The sequence below is a fragment of the Streptomyces sp. NPDC002276 genome, from assembly GCF_053891435.1.
Map to the genome: position 1 here is coordinate 1 of NZ_JBSFCQ010000053.1, position 4,238 is coordinate 4,238.

Genomic DNA, 4,238 nt, shown 5'->3' on the forward strand with positions numbered 1-4,238 from the left:
GTCCGGGAGGCGGATCTGGCGGCTTTCGCGCATCAGGATGTGCCGTTCGAGCGGCTGGTGGAGGTCCTCAATCCGGCGCGTTCCATGGCCCGTCATCCGCTGTTCCAGGTGATGCTCGCCTTCCAGAACATTGCTGAGCCGGATCTTGCGCTGCCGGGTCTCGGCGTTCGGCTGGAGTCGGTGCAGGGTTCGGTGGCGAAGTTCGATCTGTCGTTCAGCCTGGGTGAACTTCGTGACGAGAACGGCGGCCCTGCCGGGCTTGAGGGGCAGGTGGACTACCGGACGGATCTGTTCTCGGAGGAGACGGTCCGGGGGCTCGTGGACCGGTTGGTGCGTGTGCTGGAGACGGTCAGCGCCGATCCCGATACGGCGGTCCGTTCCGTCAGTGTTCTCGGTGCTGAGGAACGGCAGCGGGTGCTCGTCGACTGGAATGACACGGGTCGTGAGGTTCCGGATCTGACGTTGCCGGAGTTGTTTGAGGCGCAGGTGGTGCGGACTCCGGATGCGTTGGCTGTGGTGAGTGGTGGGGTTGAGCTCAGCTATGGCGAACTCAATGCCCGGGCGAATTGTTTGGCGCGGTATTTGGTGGGGTGTGGTGCGGGTCCGGAGCGTTTGGTTGCGGTGGCGTTGCCGCGGTCGGCCGGTCTGGTTGTTGCGTTGTTGGCGGTGTTGAAGAGTGGTGCGGGGTATGTGCCGGTGGATCCGGAGTATCCGGCGGACCGGATCGCGTACATGCTGGCCGACGCGGACCCGGTGCTCGTTCTGACCGACGTGGCTACCGCGGCGTTGCTGCCCCACGACGGCACCGCGCGTCGTGTGCTGCTCGACGAGCCCGCCGTCCTGGGCGCCGTAGCCGATCAGGGCGGGGGCGATCTGTCCGACCGGGACCGTCTGTCTCCGGTGGTTCCCGCGCATCCGGCGTACGTCATCTACACCTCGGGTTCGACAGGGCAGCCGAAGGGCGTGGTGGTTGAGCACCGCAGCGTGGTGAACCTCGCCGCATGGGCTGCATACGGGCTTGGTGAAGACCGCCTGGGGGAGGTCTACGCAACGACGTCACTCAACTTCGATGTGTCGGTCTTCGAGATGATCACCCCCCTGCTTGCCGGCGGTCGGATCAACGTGCTCCGAGACCTGCTTGCGCTGGGAGACGAATCCGCGGGAGACGAATCCGCCGGACACGCCAGCCAGTCGCTGGTCAGTGGCGTTCCCTCGGTTTTCTCAAGCCTCCTGGACCGTGAACTGGCGGCCAACGTGGCCACGGTTGTCATGGCGGGCGAGGCGATCTCGCCCACCGTCGCCAAGAGGATGCGCTCGGCCTTCCCCGAGTCCCGCATCGCGAACTGCTACGGGCCCACCGAATCCACGGTTTACGCGACCTCGTGGTACACGGATACCGAACTACCCGATGGGATTCCGATCGGTCGGCCAGTCGCGAATACGCGGGTGTATGTGCTGGATGCGGGTCTGTCGCCGGTACCGGTGGGTGTTGCGGGTGAGCTGTACATCGCGGGCGCCGGTGTGGCGCGGGGGTATCTGGGTCGTGCGGGTCTGACGGCTGAGCGGTTTGTCGCGGATCCGTTCGCGGTGGTGTCGGGTTCGCGGATGTACCGGACCGGGGATGTCGTGCGCTGGAACACGGAGGGAGTCCTGGAGTTCCTGGGCCGGGTGGATGCGCAGGTGAAGGTGCGAGGCTTCCGTATCGAGCCGGGTGAGGTCGAAGCCGTCCTGGCGGAGCACGGGCAGGTGGCCCAGACGGCGGTCGTTGTGCGGGAGGACACGCCGGGCGACAAGCGCCTGGTGGCGTACATAGTGGCGCGCGGCGCCGATGGCGTTCGCGGTCTTGATGTGAGTGATCTCCGTGGGTTCGTGGCGGGGCGGTTGCCGGAGTACATGGTGCCGTCGGCGTTCGTCACGCTCGACTCCTTGCCGTTGACGCCAAACGGGAAGCTGGATCGGAGGGCGTTGCCGGCGCCGGAGTATGCCGCGGGTGTGGGTCGTGGGCCGCGTACCTCGCAAGAGGAGATCCTGTGTGGCCTCTTCGCCGAAGTCCTCGGCGTCAGCGCCGTTTCCATCGATGACAGTTTCTTCGAGCTGGGTGGTCATTCGCTGCTGGCGACCCGTCTGGTGAGTCGGATCCGTTCCGTCCTCGGGGTCGAGGTGGGCATCCGGGCGTTGTTCGAGGCGCCGACGGTTGCGGGCCTTGTCGGGCGGCTTGATGAGGGTGGCGGGGTTCGGGAGCGGTTGGGTGTGAGGGTGCGGCCGGAGGTTCTTCCGGTGTCGTTCGCGCAGCGTCGGCTGTGGTTCCTGGGCCAGTTGGAGGGCGTGTCGTCGACGTACAACATCCCCCTCGTGCTCCGTCTGAGTGGGACGCTCGATGTGGGGGCGTTGCAGGCGGCGTTGGGGGATGTGGCGGGTCGTCATGAGAGTTTGCGGACGGTGTTCCCGCAGGTGGACGGTGAGCCGCGGCAGGAGATCCTGACAGGCGCCGCTGGCGTACCCGAAATCTGGACGGAATCGGTGTCCGCTGCCGACGTCGCATCGGTCGCGGGCGGCTTGGCGGGCAGGGGCTTCGATCTGGAGCGGGATCTGCCGTGGCGGGTGACGCTGCTTGACGTGGATTCGGTTGACGAGTGGGTTCTGGTGATGGTGGTCCATCACATCGCGGCCGACGGCTGGTCGATGGCGCCTCTGGCGCGGGATCTGTCCCAGGCGTATGCCGCTCGTTGTCGGGGTGTCGCACCGGCGTGGGACGTGCTGCCGGTGCAGTACGCGGATTTCACGCTGTGGCAGCGCGAGGTCCTTGGCGATGAGGACGATCCGGGGAGTGTGCTCGCGGGGCAGGTGGGTTTCTGGCGGGAGGCTCTTGCTGATCTTCCGGAGCAGTTGGAGTTGCCGGTGGATTTCCCGCGTCCGGCGGTTGCTTCGCACGAGGGTGCTTCGGTGGCTGTGCGGGTCTCGGCCGAAACGCATGCGCGGTTGGTGGAGTTGTCTCGCGCGTGTGGTGCGAGTGTGTTCATGACCGTGCAGGCCGCGCTGGCGGTGCTGTTGTCGAAGATGGGCGCCGGCCACGACATCCCGGTCGGAACCCCGATCGCGGGCCGTACCGACGACGCCCTCGACGACCTCGTCGGGTTCTTCGTGAACACGCTGGTCCTGCGCACCGACGTCTCAGGTGATCCGACATTCCGGCAGGTCGTCGAGCGGGTCCGGGAGACCGATCTGGCGGCTTTCGCGCATCAGGACGTGCCGTTCGAGCGGCTGGTGGAGATCCTCAACCCGGCCCGTTCCATGGCCCGCCACCCCCTCTTCCAGGTGATGCTCACCTTCCAGAACAACGCGCAACCCGACCTCGACCTCCCAGGCATCCACGCCCAGGCCGAGCCTTTCGGTGATGTGGCGGCCAGGTTCGACTTGTCGTTCAACCTTGGCGAAATGCATGCGGAGGACGGCGTATCCGCGGGTTTGCGTGGGCGGCTCGATTACCGGACGGATCTGTTCACGGCACAGACCGCGCAGAGCCTTGCGGACCGGTTGGTACGTGTCCTTGAAGCGGTGGTTGCTGCGCCTGATCGGGCCGTCCGTGAGATCGATGTTCTCGGTGCTGAGGAACGGCATCGGATCCTGACCACGTGGAATGACACGGGTCGTGAGGTTCCGGATCTGACGTTGCCGGAGTTGTTTGAGGCGCAGGTGGTGCGGACTCCGGATGCGTTGGCTGTGGTGAGTGGTGGTGTTGAGCTCACCTATGGCGAACTCAATGCCCGGGCGAATTGTTTGGCGCGGTATTTGGTGGGGTGTGGTGCGGGTCCGGAGCGGTTGGTGGCGGTGGCTTTGCCGCGGTCGGTGGATCTGGTTGTTGCGTTGTTGGCGGTGTTGAAGAGTGGTGCGGGGTATGTGCCGGTGGATCCGGAGTATCCGGCGGACCGGATCGCGTACATGCTGGCCGACGCGGACCCGGTGCTCGTTCTGACCGACGTGGCTACCGCGGCGTTGCTGCCCCACGACGGCACCGCGCGTCGTGTGCTGCTCGACGAGCCCGCCGTCCTGGGTGCCGTAGCCGATCAGGGCGGGGGCGATCTGTCCGACCGGGACCGTCTGTCTCCGGTGGTTCCCGCGCATTCGGCGTACGTCATCTACACCTCGGGTTCGACGGGGTGGCCGAAGGGTGTGGTGGTTTCGCATGGGGCGTTGGTGAATTATGTGGTGCGGTGTCCGGTGGTGTATCCGGATCTTGT

The 4,238-nt window shown here is 66.1% G+C and carries 1 protein-coding gene; it reads left to right on the top strand.

Annotated features, from left to right (window positions below; translation table 11 throughout):
* Positions 1-4,238: amino acid adenylation domain-containing protein (locus ACWIHT_RS47100; RefSeq protein WP_456174806.1), on the top strand; the 4,238-nt coding region annotated here is incomplete at both ends.